Annotated in this window: 12 protein-coding genes; 9 read left to right on the top strand and 3 right to left on the bottom strand. The window is 73.1% G+C overall.

Going from position 1 to position 13,741, the window contains the following annotated elements; translation table 11 throughout:
* The first annotated feature begins 132 nt into the window (after positions 1 to 132).
* Together G3I77_RS11915 and G3I77_RS11910 are read left to right on the top strand one after the other, a co-directional pair.
* The gene (locus G3I77_RS11915) at positions 133 to 1,656 is read left to right on the top strand and encodes a 3-hydroxyacyl-CoA dehydrogenase (RefSeq protein ID WP_248502980.1); all 1,524 of its coding nucleotides are present in this window, start codon (positions 133 to 135) and stop codon (positions 1,654 to 1,656) included.
* Positions 1,653 to 2,243 (top strand): TetR/AcrR family transcriptional regulator, encoded by a 591-nt coding sequence (locus tag G3I77_RS11910; protein WP_248502978.1) that lies wholly within the window; start codon positions 1,653 to 1,655, stop codon positions 2,241 to 2,243. The genes G3I77_RS11915 and G3I77_RS11910 overlap by 4 nt, the downstream gene beginning before the upstream one ends.
* A 1-nt stretch (position 2,244) precedes the next feature.
* On the opposite strand, the gene G3I77_RS11905 is transcribed toward G3I77_RS11910, so the two are convergent.
* Positions 2,245 to 2,730 (bottom strand): Lrp/AsnC family transcriptional regulator, encoded by a 486-nt coding sequence (locus G3I77_RS11905; protein ID WP_248503443.1) that lies wholly within the window; start codon positions 2,728 to 2,730, stop codon positions 2,245 to 2,247.
* A gap of 190 nt (positions 2,731 to 2,920) precedes the next feature.
* Here G3I77_RS11905 and pdhA point away from each other — a divergent pair, with 190 nt between their 5' ends.
* From pdhA to G3I77_RS11875, 6 genes are all read left to right on the top strand, one after another.
* Positions 2,921 to 4,072, top strand: coding sequence for a pyruvate dehydrogenase (acetyl-transferring) E1 component subunit alpha (gene pdhA / locus G3I77_RS11900; RefSeq protein WP_248502976.1), 1,152 nt, complete (start codon positions 2,921 to 2,923; stop codon positions 4,070 to 4,072).
* Positions 4,069 to 5,073, top strand: a complete 1,005-nt coding sequence (locus G3I77_RS11895; RefSeq protein WP_248502974.1) for an alpha-ketoacid dehydrogenase subunit beta — start codon at positions 4,069 to 4,071, stop codon at positions 5,071 to 5,073. The genes pdhA and G3I77_RS11895 overlap by 4 nt, the downstream gene beginning before the upstream one ends.
* The gene (locus G3I77_RS11890; RefSeq protein WP_248502972.1) at positions 5,073 to 6,539 is read left to right on the top strand and encodes a dihydrolipoamide acetyltransferase family protein; all 1,467 of its coding nucleotides are present in this window, start codon (positions 5,073 to 5,075) and stop codon (positions 6,537 to 6,539) included. The genes G3I77_RS11895 and G3I77_RS11890 overlap by 1 nt, the downstream gene beginning before the upstream one ends.
* Before the next feature lie 465 nt (positions 6,540 to 7,004).
* On the top strand, positions 7,005 to 7,994 hold the full coding sequence (locus tag G3I77_RS11885; RefSeq protein ID WP_248502970.1) for an NTP transferase domain-containing protein: 990 nt from the start codon (positions 7,005 to 7,007) through the stop codon (positions 7,992 to 7,994).
* Positions 7,991 to 9,379: a molybdopterin molybdotransferase MoeA gene (locus G3I77_RS11880; RefSeq protein WP_248502968.1), complete on the top strand. Its 1,389-nt coding sequence runs from the start codon at positions 7,991 to 7,993 to the stop codon at positions 9,377 to 9,379. Before G3I77_RS11885 ends, G3I77_RS11880 begins: the two co-directional genes overlap by 4 nt.
* Entirely contained in the window at positions 9,376 to 10,482 is a 1,107-nt protein-coding gene (locus tag G3I77_RS11875; protein ID WP_248502967.1) for a potassium channel family protein, read from the top strand. Before G3I77_RS11880 ends, G3I77_RS11875 begins: the two co-directional genes overlap by 4 nt.
* A gap of 74 nt (positions 10,483 to 10,556) precedes the next feature.
* Here G3I77_RS11875 and G3I77_RS11870 read toward each other — a convergent pair whose 3' ends face one another.
* Positions 10,557 to 11,405, bottom strand: a complete 849-nt coding sequence (locus G3I77_RS11870; RefSeq protein WP_248502965.1) for an ABC transporter permease — start codon at positions 11,403 to 11,405, stop codon at positions 10,557 to 10,559.
* Positions 11,402 to 12,412, bottom strand: a complete 1,011-nt coding sequence (locus G3I77_RS11865; protein WP_248502963.1) for an ATP-binding cassette domain-containing protein — start codon at positions 12,410 to 12,412, stop codon at positions 11,402 to 11,404. Before G3I77_RS11865 ends, G3I77_RS11870 begins: the two co-directional genes overlap by 4 nt.
* 171 nt (positions 12,413 to 12,583) lie before the next feature.
* Between G3I77_RS11865 and G3I77_RS11860 the strand changes: the two genes are divergently transcribed.
* Positions 12,584 to 13,573 (top strand): NAD(P)H-quinone oxidoreductase, encoded by a 990-nt coding sequence (locus tag G3I77_RS11860; RefSeq protein WP_248502961.1) that lies wholly within the window; start codon positions 12,584 to 12,586, stop codon positions 13,571 to 13,573.
* Positions 13,574 to 13,741: the final 168 nt, after the last annotated feature.

Genomic DNA, 13,741 nt, shown 5'->3' with positions numbered 1-13,741 from the left:
CTTCGTCGAGTTCATGACCTGGGCAGAAACCTGGGCAGGAACACTCAGACAGAGCTAGAGTAACCGAACGATCGGTCGGTTCAAGGGGGTCCGCCGCATCTGTGGAAAACCCCGTGCGGGAGGATCGCGCACATGACAGCACTCGACCTCAGCAGTCCCGTGGCCGTCGTCGGCACCGGCACCATGGGCCAGGGAATCGCCCAGGTCGCGCTGGTCGCGGGCCATCCGGTACGGCTGTACGACACCGTCCCCGGGCGGGCGCGGGAGGCCGCCGACGCGATCGGAGCCCGCCTGGACCGGCTCGTCGAGAAGGAGCGGCTCACCGGCCCCGACCGGGACGCCGCCCGCGCCCGGCTGCTGCCCGCCGAGGACCTCGCCGACCTCGCCGACTGCGCCCTGGTCGTCGAGGCCGTCCTGGAGCGGCTGGACGTCAAACAGGGGCTGTTCCGCGAGCTGGAGGACGTCGTCGACGGCGACTGCCTGCTCGCCACCAACACCTCCTCGCTGTCCGTCACCGCCATCGGCGGCGCCCTGCGCGCCCCCGGCCGGTTCGTCGGCCTGCACTTCTTCAACCCGGCGCCGCTGCTGCCGCTGGTCGAGGTCGTCTCCGGGTTCGCCACGGACGTCACGTACGCCACGCGCGCGTACGAGACCGCCCGCGCCTGGGGCAAGGCGCCGGTGGCCTGCGCGGACACCCCCGGCTTCATCGTCAACCGCATCGCCCGGCCCTTCTACGCCGAGGCCTTCGCGGTCTACGAGGCGCAGGGCGCCGACCCGGCCACCATCGACGCCGTGCTGCGCGAGTCGGGCGGCTTCCGGATGGGCGCGTTCGAGCTGACCGACCTGATCGGCCAGGACGTCAACGAGTCGGTCACGCAGTCGGTGTGGCAGTCCTTCTTCCAGGACGTGCGCTTCACACCGTCCCTCGCCCAGCGGCGCCTGGTCGAGTCCGGCCGGCTCGGCCGCAAGACCGGCCACGGCTGGTACGACCACCGGGACGGCGCCGAGCGCCCCGAGCCCGACACCGCCGAGCAGCGGCAGCCGCCCGCGTACGTCGTCGCCGAGGGCGATCTGGGGCCGGCCGCCGAGTTGCTCGCGCTGATCCGCGAGGCGGGCATCCCGGTCCGCGACGAGAGCGACGACGAGGACCAGGGGGCTTCTCTGCTGCTCCCGAGCGGCGGCCGGCTCGTCCTCGCCGACGGGCAGACCTCCGTGGAGTTCCGGGACCTCGTCTACTTCGACCTCGCCCTGGACTACCGCAGGGCCACCCGGATCGCCCTGTCCGCCTCCCAGGACACCTCCGCGCAGACCCTCGCCGAGGCCGCCGGACTCTTCCAGGCGCTCGGCAAGCAGGTCAGCTTCGTCGGCGACGTGCCCGGCATGATCGTCGCCCGCACCGTCGCGCGGATCATCGACCTGGCGCACGACGCGGTCGCCAAGGGCGTGGCAACCGAGGAGGACATCGACACCGCGATGCGCCTGGGCGTCAACTACCCCCTCGGCCCCTTCGAGTGGAGCCGCCGGCTCGGCCGTACCTGGGCCTACGTGCTCCTGGACGACCTGCACCGGCGCGATCCCTCGGGGCGCTACGCGCCGTCCCTGGCGCTGTACCGCCACGCCCACGCCTCCGACCCGCGGGAGGGCACAGCCTCATGACCACCGCCAAGCGCGACACGTACACCCCGGACACGCTGCTGTCCGTCGCCGTCCAGGTGTTCATCGAGCGCGGCTACGACGGCACCTCCATGGAGCACCTCTCCAAGGCGGCCGGCATCTCCAAGTCCTCGATCTACCACCATGTCGCCGGCAAGGAGGAGCTGCTGCGCCGGGCCGTGAGCCGGGCGCTGGACGGCCTCTTCGGGATCCTCGACGAGGAGCACGCGCGCGTGGGGCGCGCCTCGGACCGTCTGGAGTACGTCGTCCGGCGCATGGTCGAGGTGCTCATCACCGAACTGCCCTACGTGACGCTCCTGCTGCGCGTGCGCGGCAACACCGACACCGAGCGGTGGGCCCTGGAGCGGCGCCGCGACTTCGACCACCAGGTCGCCGACCTGCTCAAGGCGGCCGCCGCGGACGGGGACGTCCGCGCCGACATAGAGGTCCGGCTGGTGACCCGGCTGCTCTTCGGCATGATCAACTCGATCGTCGAGTGGTACCGGCCGGACGGCCGCGGCATGAGCGAGCGCGAGGTGGCCGACGCGGTGGTGCAACTGGCCTTCTCCGGCCTGCGCAAAGCCGCCTGACTCAGCTCTGCGGCTCCAGGTCCTCCTCCTCGAACACCAGCAGCGTGCGCGAGCTCAGCACCTCCGGGATCGCCTGGAGCCGCGTCAGCACCAGCTCGCGCAGCGCCCGGTTGTCGGACACGTGCACCAGCAGCAGCACGTCGAAGTCGCCGCCCACCAGGGCGATGTGGGAGGCGCCGGGCAGCTGTCTGAGCTGCTCGCGGACCGTGCGCCAGGAGTTCTGGACGATCTTCAGGGTCACGTACGCGGACGTCCCCTGACCTGCCCGCTCGTGGTTGACCCGGGCGCCGAAGCCGCGGATGACGCCGTCCTCGACGAGCCGGTTGATGCGGGCGTAGGCGTTCGCGCGCGAGACGTGGACCCGCTCGGCGACCGACCGTATCGAGGCGCGGCCGTCCGCCTGGAGCATGCGCAGGATGTCCTGATCGATGGCGTCCAGGGGCCGAGCCGGCGGCAGCACACCGCTGTCGGCCTGGCCGTCGGCCATTTGTTCAGATGCCACCCGTCCCCGCCTCTCCGCCATGGACGTACTGCGTCCATCACAGGCTGTGGAGAACCGTTTGTCCACAGCCTGAGGCCACCCATAGCCAAATTGTGCCGTCGACCGAACAATCGGTAGGTGAGGCGGGTCACAGCCGACGCGCCTCTTCGAGCCGCTCCCACGAGGAGGTGCCGTCATGACGGTCATGGAGCAGCGGGGCGCGTACAAGCCGACCCCGCCGCCCGCCTGGCAGCCCCGGACGGATCCCGCGCCGCTGCTGCCCGACGCGGAGCCGTACCGCGTCCTCGGCACCGAGGCGGCCGCGAAGGCCGACCCGGAGCTGCTCAGGACGCTGTACGCGCAGCTGGTGAAGGGCCGCCGCTACAACGCGCAGGCCACCGCCCTCACCAAGCAGGGCCGTCTCGCGGTCTACCCCTCCACGACCGGCCAGGAGGCCTGCGAGGTCGCCGCCGCCATGGTCCTGGAGGAGCGCGACTGGCTCTTCCCGAGCTACCGCGACACCCTCGCCGTGGTGGCCCGCGGGGTGGACCCCGTCGAGGCGCTCACGCTGCTGCGCGGCGACTGGCACACCGGCTACGACCCGTACGAGCACCGGGTCGCCCCCCTGTGCACCCCGCTCGCCACCCAGCTGCCGCACGCCGTCGGTCTCGCGCACGCCGCCCGCCTCAAGGGCGACGACGTGGTCGCGCTGGCCATGGTCGGCGACGGCGGCACCAGCGAGGGCGACTTCCACGAGGCGCTGAACTTCGCCGCCGTCTGGCAGGCCCCGGTCGTCTTCCTCGTGCAGAACAACGGCTTCGCGATCTCCGTCCCGCTCGCCAAGCAGACCGCGGCCCCGTCGCTGGCCCACAAGGCCGTCGGCTACGGCATGCCCGGCCGCCTGGTCGACGGCAACGACGCCGCCGCCGTGCACGAGGTGCTCTCCGACGCCGTACGCCACGCCCGCGCGGGTGGCGGCCCCACCCTCGTCGAGGCGATCACCTACCGCGTCGACGCCCACACCAACGCCGACGACGCGACCCGCTACCGCGGCGACGCCGAAGTCGAGACCTGGCGCGAGCACGACCCGATCCAGCTGCTGGAGCACGAGCTGACCGCGCGCGGCCTGCTCGACGAGGCCGGCATCGAGGCCGCCCGCCAGGACGCCGAGACCATGGCCGCGGCCCTGCGCGAGCACATGAACCAGGACCCGGCCCTGGACCCCATGGACCTGTTCACCCACGTCTACGCCGAGCCCACCCCGCAACTGCGCGAGCAGCAGGCCCAGCTGCGGGCCGAGCTGGAGGCCGAGGCCGACACCGAGCCTGAGGGGGGCACGCACCGATGACCACCGTCGCCGTCAAGCCGGCCACCATGGCGCAGGCCCTCACGCGCGCGCTGCGCGACGCCATGGCCGCCGACCCCGCCGTGCACGTCATGGGCGAGGACGTCGGCGCCCTCGGCGGCGTCTTCCGCGTCACCGACGGACTCGCCAAGGAGTTCGGCGAGGACCGCTGCACGGACACCCCGCTCGCCGAGGCCGGCATCCTCGGCACGGCCGTCGGCATGGCGATGTACGGCCTCAGGCCGGTCGTGGAGATGCAGTTCGACGCGTTCGCCTACCCGGCGTTCGAGCAGCTCATCTCGCACGTGGCCCGGACCCGCAACCGCACCCGCGGCAGGATGCCCCTGCCGATCACCATCCGCGTCCCTTACGGCGGCGGCATCGGCGGCGTCGAGCACCACAGCGACTCCTCCGAGGCGTACTACATGGCGACTCCGGGGCTCCATGTCGTCACGCCCGCCACCGTCGCCGACGCCTACGGCCTGCTGCGCGCCGCCATCGCCTCCGACGACCCGGTCGTCGTCCTGGAGCCGAAGCGGCTGTACTGGTCGAAGGATTCCTGGAACCCCGAGGAGCCGGCGCCCGTCGAGCCGATCGGCCGCGCGGTGGTGCGGCGCCCGGGCCGGAGCGCCACGCTCATCACGTACGGGCCGTCCGTACCCGTCTGCATGGAGGCGGCCGAGGCGGCCCGGGCCGAGGGATGGGACCTCGAAGTCGTCGACCTGCGCTCCCTGGTGCCGTTCGACGACGAGACGGTGTGCGCCTCGGTGCGGCGGACGGGACGCGCGGTCGTCGTCCACGAATCGGGTTCCTTCGGGGGCCCGGGCGGGGAGATCGCGGCCCGGGTCACGGAGCGCTGCTTCCACCACCTGGAGGCGCCGGTGCTGCGCGTGGCCGGGTTCGACGTCCCGTATCCGCCGCCGATGCTGGAGCGCCACCACCTGCCCGGTGTGGACCGGATCCTGGACGCCGTGGGGCGTCTGCAGTGGGAGGCCGAGAGCTGATGGCACAGGTGCTGGAGTTCAAGCTGCCCGACCTCGGTGAGGGGCTCACCGAGGCGGAGATCGTGCGCTGGCTGGTCGAGGTCGGCGACGTGGTCGCCATCGACCAGCCGGTCGTCGAGGTCGAGACGGCCAAGGCGATGGTCGAGGTGCCGTGCCCCTACGGCGGTGTGGTCACGGCCCGCTTCGGCGAGGAGGGCACGGAACTGCCCGTCGGCGCGCCGCTGATCACGGTGGCGGTGGGGGAGCGGCCGGCCTCCGGCGCCGGGGACACCGGCTCCCAGGGCTCGGGCAACGTCCTGGTCGGTTACGGCACCTCCGAGGCGCCCGCGCGGCGTCGCCGGGTACGGCAGGAGCGGCCGGTGTCCCGCGCGTCCGCGACAGCCGGGCAGGCCGGTGCCGCCGGGGCGGTGAAAGGGCGGGCCGATGCCGCCGCGACGCCGGTGCACGCGCGGGCCGCAGGCCCCGCGACCGCGCTGACCGCGCAGGCCGGCGGCCCCGCGACGACGGTGAACGGGCAGGGCGGGCCCGGGGCGGACGACGGTCCCGTCCCCGTGATCTCGCCGCTGGTGCGCCGGCTGGCCCGGCAGAACGGCCTGGACCTGCGGGCGCTGACCGGGTCCGGCCCCGACGGGCTGATCCTGCGGGCGGACGTGGAGTACGCCCTGCGCGCCGCCGGCCAGGGCGCCGCGGCGGCGCCGACGGCCGAGCCGCAGCCGCACGTGCCGCAGGCACCGAGCCCGGCTCCGGCGTCCCGGCCCTCGGAGGCAGCGGCCGCCGGCGAGATCCGCACCCCGCTCAAGGGCATCCGGGGCGCCGTCGCCGACAAGCTCGCGCGCAGTCGCCGCGAGATCCCGGACGCCACCTGCTGGGTGGACGCCGACGCCACGGAGCTCATGCGGGCGCGCACGGCCATGAACGCGGCCGGCGGACCGAAGATCTCCCTCCTGGCCCTGCTGGCCCGGATCTGCACCGCGGCCCTCGCCCGCTTCCCCGAGCTCAACTCCACGGTGGACGCGGAGGCCAGGGAGGTCGTGCGGTTCGGCCATGTGCACCTGGGCTTCGCGGCGCAGACCGACCGGGGCCTCGTCGTCCCGGTCGTACGGGACGCGCACGCGCGGGACGCCGAGTCGCTGACCGCCGAGTTCGCCCGGCTGACCGAGGCGGGCCGGACGGGGACGCTGACGCCGGGCGAACTCACCGGCGGGACCTTCACGTTGAACAACTACGGTGTCTTCGGCGTCGACGGCTCCACCCCGATCATCAACCACCCCGAGGCCGCCATGCTCGGCGTCGGCCGCATCGTCCCCAAGCCGTGGGTGCACGAGGGCGAGCTGGCGGTACGGCAGGTCGTCCAGCTCTCGCTCACCTTCGACCACCGGGTGTGCGACGGGGGCGTGGCGGGCGGCTTCCTGCGGTACGTGGCGGATTGCGTGGAACAACCGGCGGTGCTGCTGCGCACGCTCTGATCCCGTCCGGGCACGCTCTGATCCCGTCCGGCCGGCTCCTGTGCGGCTGACCGGAGGGGTGGCCGTGACTCCCGCGCGGCCGACGGACGGACGGCCTGACTCCTGCGCGGCCGACCGGACGGACGGCCGTGATCACCGGGCGCGGATGCCGGGATTGCTGGGTGGCAACAGGCCGGGCGGCCGTGACTTCTGCGCGGCCGAAGGGACGGGCGGCCGTGATCACCGGGCGGCAACCGGGCGCGGATGCCGGGATTGCTGGGTGGCAACAGGCCGGGCGGCCGTGACTCCTGCGCGGCCGAAGGGACGGGCGGCCGTGACTACCGTGCGGCCACCGCGCGGATGCCGGGATTGCTGCGTGGCCACCGTGCGGACGCGGTGATTCCTGTCCGGCCCGCGGACCGGGGCCAGTGATCGTGTCGGTTCCCCCGCGTTCCCTGTGATCGCGGGGGCACGCATACTCGTGGGGTGACCGCCTACGAGCCCCCCGGTGAACCCGGCGCCGGCGCCGGCCCCGCGCAGGGGGCGGACCCCGCCGGGTACGACGCCGTCGTGCTCGCCGGTGGCGCCGCCCGGCGCCTCGGCGGCACGGACAAACCCGGTGTGCGCGTGGGCGGGCGGGCCCTGCTCGACCGCGTGCTCGCCGCCTGCGGCGGTGCCCGGTGCACCATCGTCGTCGCCGCGCCCCGGCCGACCGCACGGCCCGTGACCTGGGCGCGCGAGGACCCGCCGCCCGGCGGCGGACCGCTCGCCGCGCTCGACGCCGGGCTCCGCCACACCACGGCCGAGCACGTCGTCGTGCTCTCCGCCGACCTGCCGTTCCTTCAGGAGCCGACCGTGGGGCGCCTGCTGGGCGCGCTGCGGGCGAGCGCCTGCGACGGCGTGCTGCTGACCGACCCCGGCGGCCGTGACCAGCCGCTCGTGGCCGCCTACCGCGCGCCGCGGCTGCGCGAGGAGCTCGCGCTCCTCGCCGGCCGGCACGGCGCCCTGACCGGTCTCCCCCTGCGGCGTCTCACCGCCGAGTTGAACCTCACCCGCATCTCCGACCCCGTCGCGTCCTTCGACTGCGACACCTGGGACGACATCGCCGTCGCCAGGGCACGTATCAGGGAGCATGGGCACGTGTTGGATGAATGGATTTCCGCCGTCAAGGACGAACTGGGGATCGACCTCGATGTCGACACCCACGGGCTGCTCGACCTCGCCCGCGACGCCGCCCACGGTGTGGCCCGGCCCGCGGCCCCGCTGACCACCTTCCTCGTCGGCTACGCGGCCGCCCGGGCCGGCGGAGGCCCCGAGGCGGTCGCCGAGGCCGCCCGCAAGGCCGCTGCACTCGCCGTCCGCTGGGCGCAGGAGAGCACCTCGGAGGAGGCCCGGCCCTCCGGCAGCGGGCCGCAGCCCTCTCAGGGCGATGTGGCCCCCGACGCCACGCCCGACACCCGCCCGGACGCCGGATGACCCCGCACGGCGCCCGTGCCGGTGAGGACGCCGAGGATCTCGACGTCGAGGAGGTGCTCGCCCTCGTGAAGAACAGCAACGGCAACCACCTGCCCGGCCCCGCCGCGCGAGGTGAGACGGACCGCGCCCGCACCTCCCACCAGCCGGACCCCTCCGCCCGGCCCGAGGCCCGCCACCGCGCCACCCCCTGGCCCGAGGCCCGGGCCCTCGCCGAACGCGCCGGCCGCAACGCGACCCGGGCCGCCCGCCGCGCACCCGTCTCCGCGCCCCTCGACACCGCCCTCGGCCTGACCCTCGCCGCCCCGCTCGAGGCCCTCACCGACCTCCCCTCCTTCGACACCTCCGCGATGGACGGCTGGGCGGTCTGCGGCCCCGCCCCCTGGCACGTCCGGGACGAGGGCGTCCTGGCCGGACACGCCGCGCCCGCGCCCCTCACCGACGGCGAGGCTGTCCGGATCGCCACCGGCGCCCGCATCCCCCCGGACACCAGCGCGGTCCTGCGCAGCGAGCACGGCCGCACCGACGACACGGGCCGCCTCCACGCGACCAGGGACGTCGTCCCCGGCCAGGACATCCGCCCGCGCGGCCAGGAGTGCCGCACCGGCGATCAGCTCCTCGCCGTCGGCACCCTCGTCACCCCGGCCGTCCTGGGGCTCGCGGCGGCGGCCGGATACGACACCCTCACCGCCGTTCCCCGCGCCCGCGCCGAAGTCCTGGTCCTCGGGGACGAGTTGCTGACCCAGGGGCGGCCGCACGACGGCCTGATCCGGGACGCGCTCGGCCCGATGCTGCCGCCGTGGCTGCGGGCGCTCGGCGCCGAGGTCACCGCCGTCCGGCGCATCCGCGACGACGCCGACGCCCTGCACGAGGCCATCACCACCTCCGACGCCGACGTCATCCTCACCACCGGCGGCACCGCGGCGGGCCCGGTCGACCACGTCCACCCGACCCTGCGCCGGATCGGCGCCGAACTCCTCGTGGACGGCGTCAGGGTCCGCCCGGGCCATCCCATGCTGCTGGCCCGCACCACGGAGACCCAGCACCTCGTAGGCCTGCCCGGCAACCCGCTCGCCGCCGTCTCCGGGCTGCTGACGCTCGCCGAGCCGCTGCTGCGGATCCTCACGGCCCGCCCGGCCCCGGAGCCGTACACGATGCCGCTCCGGGACGCCGTGCAGGGGCACCCGCACGACACCCGGCTCGTCCCCGTCGTCCTGCGCGGCGACGAGGCCGTGCCGCTGCACTACAACGGCCCCGCCATGCTGCGCGGCATCGCGGCCGCCGACGCGCTGGCCGTGGTCCCGCCGGGCGGCGCTGGACCTGGGCTGGAGACGGAACTGCTGGACCTGCCGTGGGCGTCCGGAGGAATCGGGGTGTGTTTCACGTGAAACTTCCGGGCCAGGACGCGATCGCCCGCCAGGCCGACGAGCATCTGGTGACCCATCGGGTGAAACTCCCGAAGACCGTGGTGGAGCATCCGATCCGCCAGGTCGCCAGGCGGTTGTCGATGGCGCTGGGGGTCCTTCTCATGACCGCGCTGATCGTCTACGCCGACCGCGACAGCTACAACGACAACGCGGGCGGCGGCGTCGACCTCCTCGACGCCTTCTACTACGCGACCGTCACTCTCTCCACCACCGGCTACGGTGACATCATTCCCGCCAGTGATGGCGCCCGGCTGACGAATATCCTCGTCATCACGCCCCTGCGTGTGCTGTTCCTGATCATCCTGGTCGGTACCACGCTCGAAGCTCTCACCGAACGCACTCGGGAGGAGTGGCGACTGACCCGCTGGAGGTCCACGTTGCGCGATCACACCGTCGTCATCGGTTTTGGCACGAAGGGCAGGTCGGCGATCCGGACCGTCTGCGCGACGGGACTGAAGAAGGAACAGGTCGTCGTGGTCGATCCCAGTTCCAAGGTGATCGACGCCGCGACCGCCGAGGGGTACGCGGGCATCGTCGGAGACGCGACGCGCAGCGAGGTGCTCAGGCAGGCCGAGGTCCACAAGGCACGCCAGATCATCATCGCGACCCAGCGCGACGACACGGCGGTCCTGGTGGCACTGACGGCACGGCAGCTCAACCGCGGGGCGAACATCGTGGCCGCCGTGCGCGAGGAGGAGAACGCGCCGCTGCTGAAGCAGTCCGGCGCCGACGCTGTCATCACCAGCGCCAGCGCCGCCGGCCGTCTGCTCGGCCTCTCCGTGCTCAGCCCCTCCGCCGGCATGGTGCTGGAGGACCTCATCCAGCAGGGCAGCGGGCTCGACATCGTGGAGCGGCCGGTCGTCAAGGCCGAGGTGGGCAAGGCGCCGAGGGAGGTCGCCGATCTGGTCGTGAGCGTCATACGCGGTCATCGGGTGCTCGGCTACGACGATGCGGCCGTCGGGAAACTGGAGTTGACCGACCGGCTCATCACCATCGTGCGGAAGACTCCGGCCACCCAGATCGCGCCGGACATCCGCCCGATGCCCCCGATGCCCCGCAACTGACGAGCAGAGCGAACGGCCGGCCGCCCCGCACCGCACGGTGCGCGACGGCCGGCCAGGGCCCGAGCGTCCGAGAGCTACTTCCGGTTGTACAGCCGCATCGTGACCGGCCCGAAGACCAGCACGAACAGCGCCGCCCAGCCCAGCGACCAGGCGACCTCGTCGGCCGGCCAGTCGCCGCCCATCAGGCCGCGCACCGCCGACGCCAGATGGGTGATGGGGCTGTTGTTCACGAACGCCTGCAGCCAGCCCGGCATGGTCTTCGGGTCGACGAACACGTTGGACAGGAACGTGAGCGGGAAGATCACCATCATGCTGACGCCCATCACCGACTTCTCGGTGCGCAGCATCAGCCCGAACATCGTCCAGATCCACGAGAAGGCGAACGAGAAGGCCACCAGCAGGGCGATCCCGGCGAGCACTCCGGCGACCCCGCCGTCCGGCCGGTAACCGAGGATCATCCCGACGGTGAGCATCACGACCGACGCGATGGTGTACCGCAGGGCGTCGCCGAGCAGATAGCCGACCATCGTGGACGGCCGCCAGATCGGCAGACTGCGGAACCGGTCGAAGACGCCCTTCTCGATGTCGGTGTTCACGGAGACACCCGTGTACATCGTGATCATCACGACCGACATCACGAGGATGCCCGGCAGCAGGAACTGGATGTACTCCTTCGGCGAGCCGGCCAGCGCCCCGCCGAACAGGTACGTGTACATCAGCACCATCATGATCGGGAACGCCGTGACGTCGAAGAGCTGCTCCGGCACGTGCTTGATCTTGAGGATCGCCCGCCAGCCGAAGGTCATCGAGGCCGACCACGCGCTGGGCCGCGGCGGCCGCTCCCGGGAGACGAGCAGCGCGGTGAGGGACTCGGTCTTGACCGGGGCGAGGTCTCTGGTCTCGGTGGTCGTCGTGGTGCTCATGCCGCCACCTCGTCCTTCGGGGCGTCGGAGTGCTCGGCGGAGTCGTGCGTGTCGTGCCCGGTGAGGGCGAGGAACACCTCGTCCAGGCTGGGCTGGCCCAGCGAGAAGTTGTCGACGGTGATGCCGCCGCGGACCAGCTCGTTCAGCGCGCGGGCGGCCTGCTCGGCCGCGGAGTCGTCACTGCCGAGGCGGGCGGTGAGGGCCACCGGGTCGGGCTCCGGCTGCACCTGCGCGTCGAGGGCACGGCGCAGCAGGTCGGCCGCGAGATCGCGCTGGTCGGGATCTCGCAGGCGCAGATGCACGGATCCGGCGCCGACGGACGACTTCAGCTCGCCCTTGGTGCCCTCGGCGATCACTTTCCCGCGGTCGATGACGGCGATCCGGGACGCCAGCTGGTCGGCCTCGTCCAGGTACTGCGTGGTCAGCAGCACGGTGGTGCCCTGGGCGACCACGGCCCGCACGATGTCCCAGACCTGGTTGCGGCTGCGCGGGTCGAGGCCGGTCGTCGGCTCGTCCAGGAACAGCAGGTCGGGGGTGTTGAGGATGGACGCGGCGATGTCGATACGGCGCCGCATGCCGCCCGAGTAGTGCTTGACCTGCTTCGCGGCCGCTTCCGTGAGCCCGAAGGCCTCCAGGAGCTGGGCGGCGCGCTCGCGGGCGGCCTTCTTGTGGTGGCCGAGCAGCCGGCCCAGCAGGACCAGGTTCTCGGTGCCGGTGAGGTCCTCGTCCACCGACGCGTACTGGCCGGTGAGGCTCACCCGGCCGCGCACCTCGTCCGCCTCGCGGACGACGTCGTGGCCGAAGACATGTGCCTCGCCGCCGTCCGGCCGCAGGAGTGTGGCGAGCATCTTCACGGTGGTGGTCTTGCCGGCGCCGTTCGGGCCGAGGACGCCGTAGACCGTGCCCGCGGGCACGGCCAGGTCGACTCCGTCGACGGCCCTCGTCTCGCCGAACGTTTTCACCAGGCCCGCGGTCTCGATTGCCAGGCCGGACGTCTGCGTGTTCATGCTGGGGGTCCTTCCGCGTGCTTGGGCTACGCATGGGGAGACCTTTACCGTCGCGCAAACTCATCGGTCCCGCACATGGATTTTCGCCGGGACCGGTCCCATGGCGTAGGCGGGGCGGTCCCGGGGACGGAGGGGGACTCCGTGCGGGGACCGACGGGTACGGTCCCCTGCATGCATGCGATCACGATTCCCGAACCTGGTGGGCCCGAGGCGCTGGTCTGGGCCGAGGTCCCGGATCCCGTGCCCGGCGAGGGCGAGGTCCTGGTCGAGGTGGCGGCCGGCGCCGTCAACCGGGCCGACATCCTGCAGCGGCAGGGCTTCTACGAACCGCCGCCCGGCGCGTCCCCCTACCCCGGCCTGGAGTGTTCCGGGCGGATCGCCGGGATCGGCCCCGGTGTCTCCGGCTGGAACGTCGGCGACGAGGTGTGCGCGCTGCTCTCCGGCGGCGGCTACGCCGAGAAGGTGGCCGTCCCGGCCGGGCAGCTGCTGCCCCTGCCCGACGGGGTCGGCCTGACGCAGGCCGCGGCGCTGCCCGAGGTGGCCTGCACCGTCTGGTCGAACGTCTTCATGATCGCCCACCTTCGGCCCGGTGAGACGCTCCTCGTGCACGGCGGCTCCAGCGGCATCGGCACCATGGCCATCCAGCTGGCCAAGGCCGTCGGTGCGCGGGTGGCCGTGACGGCCGGGACGAAGGAGAAGCTCGAGCGGTGCGCCGAGCTGGGCGCCGACATCCTGGTCAACTACCGCGAGCAGGACTTCGTCGAGGAGGTCAGGAAGGCGACGGACGGCGCCGGTGCCGACGTCATCCTCGACAACATGGGCGCCAAGTACCTGGAGCGCAACGTCAAGGCCCTCGCCGTCAACGGCCGGCTCGCGATCATCGGCATGCAGGGCGGCGTCAAGGGCGAGCTGAACATCGGCGCCCTGCTGGCCAAGCGTGCCGCGATCAGTGCGACCTCCCTGCGCGCCCGGCCGCCGGAGGAGAAGGCCGCCATCGTCGCGGCCGTACGCGAACACGTCTGGCCGCTGTTCACCGGCGGCCACCTGCGCCCGGTCGTCGACCGGGAACTCCCCATGCCGGACGCTGCCGCGGCGCACCGGGTGGTGGAGGAGAGCGGCCATGTCGGCAAGGTCCTGCTGATCGCCCCCGAGGGCGCCTGACACCTACCGCCGGGCTCGTGGCGCCCCCTTCCGGCCGGGGGGCGGCTGGGCCCGGCGCCGGACCCCGGCAGCTCCATCGCACCTGCGTAGCGACCGCTGCCGACCCCTCCACCGGGTGTGGAGGAGAGCGGCCATGTCGGCAAGGTCCCTGCTGATCGCCCCCGGGGG

Origin of the sequence: Streptomyces sp. D2-8 (genome assembly GCF_023184515.1) — a bacterium.
GTDB lineage: Bacteria > Actinomycetota > Actinomycetes > Streptomycetales > Streptomycetaceae > Streptomyces.
This window is presented reverse-complemented; position numbering and strand designations above follow the sequence as displayed.

Excerpts from the sequence above, each read along its gene's own strand:
- G3I77_RS11905 (WP_248503443.1), bottom strand. The coding sequence starts at position 2,730 with ATGGCCGACGGCCAGGCCGACAGCGGTGTGCTGCCGCCGGCTCGGCCC.
- G3I77_RS11870 (WP_248502965.1), bottom strand. The coding sequence starts at position 11,405 with ATGAGCACCACGACGACCACCGAGACCAGAGACCTCGCCCCGGTCAAG.
- G3I77_RS11890 (WP_248502972.1), top strand. The coding sequence starts at position 5,073 with ATGGCACAGGTGCTGGAGTTCAAGCTGCCCGACCTCGGTGAGGGGCTC.
- G3I77_RS11880 (WP_248502968.1), top strand. The coding sequence starts at position 7,991 with ATGACCCCGCACGGCGCCCGTGCCGGTGAGGACGCCGAGGATCTCGAC.
- G3I77_RS11915 (WP_248502980.1), top strand. The coding sequence starts at position 133 with ATGACAGCACTCGACCTCAGCAGTCCCGTGGCCGTCGTCGGCACCGGC.
- G3I77_RS11865 (WP_248502963.1), bottom strand. The coding sequence starts at position 12,412 with ATGAACACGCAGACGTCCGGCCTGGCAATCGAGACCGCGGGCCTGGTG.
- G3I77_RS11910 (WP_248502978.1), top strand. The coding sequence starts at position 1,653 with ATGACCACCGCCAAGCGCGACACGTACACCCCGGACACGCTGCTGTCC.
- pdhA (WP_248502976.1), top strand. The coding sequence starts at position 2,921 with ATGACGGTCATGGAGCAGCGGGGCGCGTACAAGCCGACCCCGCCGCCC.
- G3I77_RS11895 (WP_248502974.1), top strand. The coding sequence starts at position 4,069 with ATGACCACCGTCGCCGTCAAGCCGGCCACCATGGCGCAGGCCCTCACG.
- G3I77_RS11860 (WP_248502961.1), top strand. The coding sequence starts at position 12,584 with ATGCATGCGATCACGATTCCCGAACCTGGTGGGCCCGAGGCGCTGGTC.